This window comes from Dokdonella sp. (assembly GCF_049593775.1).
GTDB lineage: Bacteria > Pseudomonadota > Gammaproteobacteria > Xanthomonadales > Rhodanobacteraceae > Dokdonella.
In genome coordinates this window covers 1-3,188 of the sequence record NZ_JBAWHJ010000415.1, presented here as the reverse complement: position 1 = coordinate 3,188, position 3,188 = coordinate 1, and the positions used below count along the sequence as shown (strand labels likewise).

Genomic DNA, 3,188 nt, shown 5'->3' with positions numbered 1-3,188 from the left:
ACTGAACGCCTCGGATGCGCGTCGCGATGCATTGCGTTTCGAAAGCCATCAGAGCCTGTTTGAAAAGTACCAGGAGCTCAATCACGCCAGAACCGAGGTCGAATCATTGCGCATCCGAATGCTGCCCAAGGCCGAGCAGGCCGTGGCGTCTACCCGCGACGGATTCAAGGCGGGAAGGTTCTCGTTCTACTCGCTGGCCCAGGCGCAGAAGACCTTGTTCGAACTGCGCGAACGAGATGTCGAGGCTGCCGCCCGCTATCACACCCTGCTGGTCGAGGTTGAACGCCTCGCCGCCGTTGCCACGGAAGTCACGCCATGATCATTCGACTCATCGTCACTGTTGTACTTACCTCGTTGCTGGTCGCTTGTGGCGGATCCAGCCAGGCACCGGAGTCCGAAGATAGCCACGGCGCTGCGGCGGCCGACGAGTTTGAGCGAGGCCCGCATCGCGGTCGCACGTTGCGCGACGGTGATTTCGCGATCGAGGTCGCCCTGCTTGAATCCGGCGCGCAACCGCAGTTCCGCGTGTACGCCTACCAGAACGACAGGCCGCTGAGCCCCGGCGAAGTCGTGCCGACGATCGAGCTCAAGCGTCTGGACGGTGAAGTGAATCGCTTGACCTTCAAGCCCGAGGGCGACTTTCTGACCGGTAGCGACGCGGTTCTCGAACCGCATTCGTTCGACGTCAAGGTCACCGCGCAATATGCCGGAAAGATGCACCACTGGAGCTACGCTTCCCATGAGGGTCGCACGACGATTCCAGCCGCAATTGCCGAGGAAGCCGGGGTCAGGGTTGAGGTGGCCGGCCCGGCTGTCATCCACGATCAAGTGCCACTGGTCGGAAACGTTGCCCTAAATGAAAATCGCCACGCCGATATCAAGGCGCGCTTCCCGGGCATCGTCCGCGCGGTGCACGTCCAGCAGGGCGATCAAGTACGTCGCGGCCAGACCCTGGTCGTTGTCGAAGGCAATGAAAGCATGCGGAGGTATCCGGTCGTCGCGCCGTTCGATGGGGTGGTGCTTGCGCGCAATACCAACATCGGCGATGTCGCTGGCGATGGCGCATTGATCGAACTGGCCGACCTGTCCGACGTGTGGATTGAACTCCACGCCATCGGCAAGGATGCGGCGCGCCTCGCATCCGGGCAGCGCGTACATGTGGAGTCCGCTACCGGCGATGCCGAAGGCGAGACCGTCATCCAGACCTTGCTGCCTCTTGCCACGCGTGGACAAAGCGTAATCGCACGGGCCAGCTTGCCCAACCCCGACGGCCAATGGCGCCCCGGGATGACGGTGTCTGCAAAGGTCACTGTCTCGGATAGGGAGGTGCCGCTTGCGGTGCTGGAAACGGGCTTGCAGCGCTTTCGTGACCACCCCGTCGTGTTCGCGCAGTTCGGTGATGTCTACGAGGTGCGCATGCTCGAACTTGGTGTCAGCGATGGCGAGGTCGTCGAGGTGCTGGACGGACTCAAGCCGGGCACGGCGTATGTCTCCGAGCAGAGTTATCTGATCAAGGCGGACATCGAAAAGTCCGGCGCCAGCCACGACCATTAGCCCGGACTAATCATGAAATACACACGCGCTCACTTGTCCCTTGAATCCACACGGCTTTCCGCTCATTCGGCGATAGAACCCGCTATCCCCTCAATCGCGAAAAGCCGTGTGAATCCAACGTCCCGCGCGATCATCGCGCGTATTCATGAATAGTCCGGGCTAGGGGAACTCATCATGTTGGAACGCATCATTCGCGCGTCCATCGCGCATCGCTGGCTGATTCTCCTGCTGGTGCTTGGCTTGTCTGCAATCGGATTCTGGAACTACAGCCGCTTGCCGATCGACGCGGTCCCGGACATCACCAATGTCCAGGTCCAGATCAACACCGAAGCACCGGGCTACTCGCCGCTGGAGTCCGAACAACGGGTGACCTTTCCCGTGGAAACCGCATTGGCAGGACTGGCGCGTCTGGACTACACGCGTTCGATTTCCCGCTATGGCTTGTCGCAGGTCACCGTGGTGTTCGAAGACGGCACCGATATCTACTTCGCCCGACAGCAGGTGGCCGAACGCCTGCAACAGGTCGCTTCGCAATTGCCCGCCGGCATCGAACCCACCCTGGGGCCGGTGACCACCGGCCTGGGTGAGATCTTCATGTATACGGTCGAGGCCGAAGAAGGCGCGGAAGAGACATGGACACCCACCGCGCTTCGCACCTTGCAGGATTGGGTGGTGAGGCCGCAGTTGCGCAATCTGAAGGGCGTCACCGAGGTCAACACCATTGGCGGCCATGTACGGCAATTCCATATCACCCCGCAGCCGACCAAGTTGCTCGCCTACGGGCTGACCCTGGGCGATGTGCTCGACGCGGTTGCGCGCAACAACGCCAACGTCGGTGCCGGCTACATCGAGCGTTCCGGTGAGCAATTCCTTGTTCGCGTGCCGGGCCAGGTTGCCGATGCAGAAGGGCTCAGGCAAATCGTCGTGGCTACGCGTGATGGCCTGCCATTGCGCATCAGCGATGTTGCCGAGGTCAACGAAGGCAGCGAGTTGCGCACAGGTGCCGCAACCCAGGATGGCCACGAAGTGGTGATGGGTACCGTGTTCATGCTGATCGGCGAAAACAGCCGCGCCGTGGCTCAACGTGCCGCCGTCAAACTCAAGGAAATTGACGCAACCCTGCCAGAGGGCGTGAAGGTCAAAGCGGTCTACGACCGCACCGAACTGGTCGACCGCACGATCGCCACGGTGCAGAAGAATCTGATCGAAGGCGCGCTGCTGGTCATCGTGGTTCTGCTTCTTCTGCTGGGCAATCTGCGCGCTGCACTGATTACCGCAGCAGTCATTCCATTGACGATGCTGCTCACCATCAGCGGCATGGTGCAGAACCAGGTATCAGCGAATTTGATGAGCCTGGGCGCACTCGATTTTGGCCTGATCGTCGATGGCGCCGTGATCATCGTGGAGAACTGCCTGCGCCGCTTCGGCGAACGGCAGCATCAGCTCGGGCGTCTGCTCGATCGGGAAGAGCGATTTGAGATGGCCGCCGTTGCCAGTGCCGAGGTGATCAAGCCCAGCCTGTTCGGCTTGTTCATCATTGCCGCCGTGTATCTGCCCGTGTTCGCCCTCAGTGGCGTCGAGGGAAAGATGTTCCACCCGATGGCGTTCACGGTGGTCATTGCCTTGACTGGCGC

The 3,188-nt window shown here is 61.2% G+C and carries 3 protein-coding genes; all 3 read left to right on the top strand.

The features are described from left to right. Nucleotides 1–319 (top strand): TolC family protein (locus WBP53_RS14300; protein WP_423930066.1); only part of this gene is annotated, 319 nt, incomplete at its 5' end. Beyond that, on the top strand, nt 316–1,554 hold the full coding sequence (locus tag WBP53_RS14295; RefSeq protein ID WP_423930064.1) for an efflux RND transporter periplasmic adaptor subunit: 1,239 nt from the start codon (nt 316–318) through the stop codon (nt 1,552–1,554). The genes WBP53_RS14300 and WBP53_RS14295, both read left to right, overlap by 4 nt. Before the next feature lie 174 nt (nt 1,555–1,728). Further along, on the top strand, nt 1,729–3,188 hold a 1,460-nt coding region (locus WBP53_RS14290), incomplete at its 3' end, for an efflux RND transporter permease subunit (protein WP_423930062.1).

Excerpts from the sequence above, each read along its gene's own strand:
- WBP53_RS14295 (WP_423930064.1), top strand. The coding sequence starts at position 316 with ATGATCATTCGACTCATCGTCACTGTTGTACTTACCTCGTTGCTGGTC.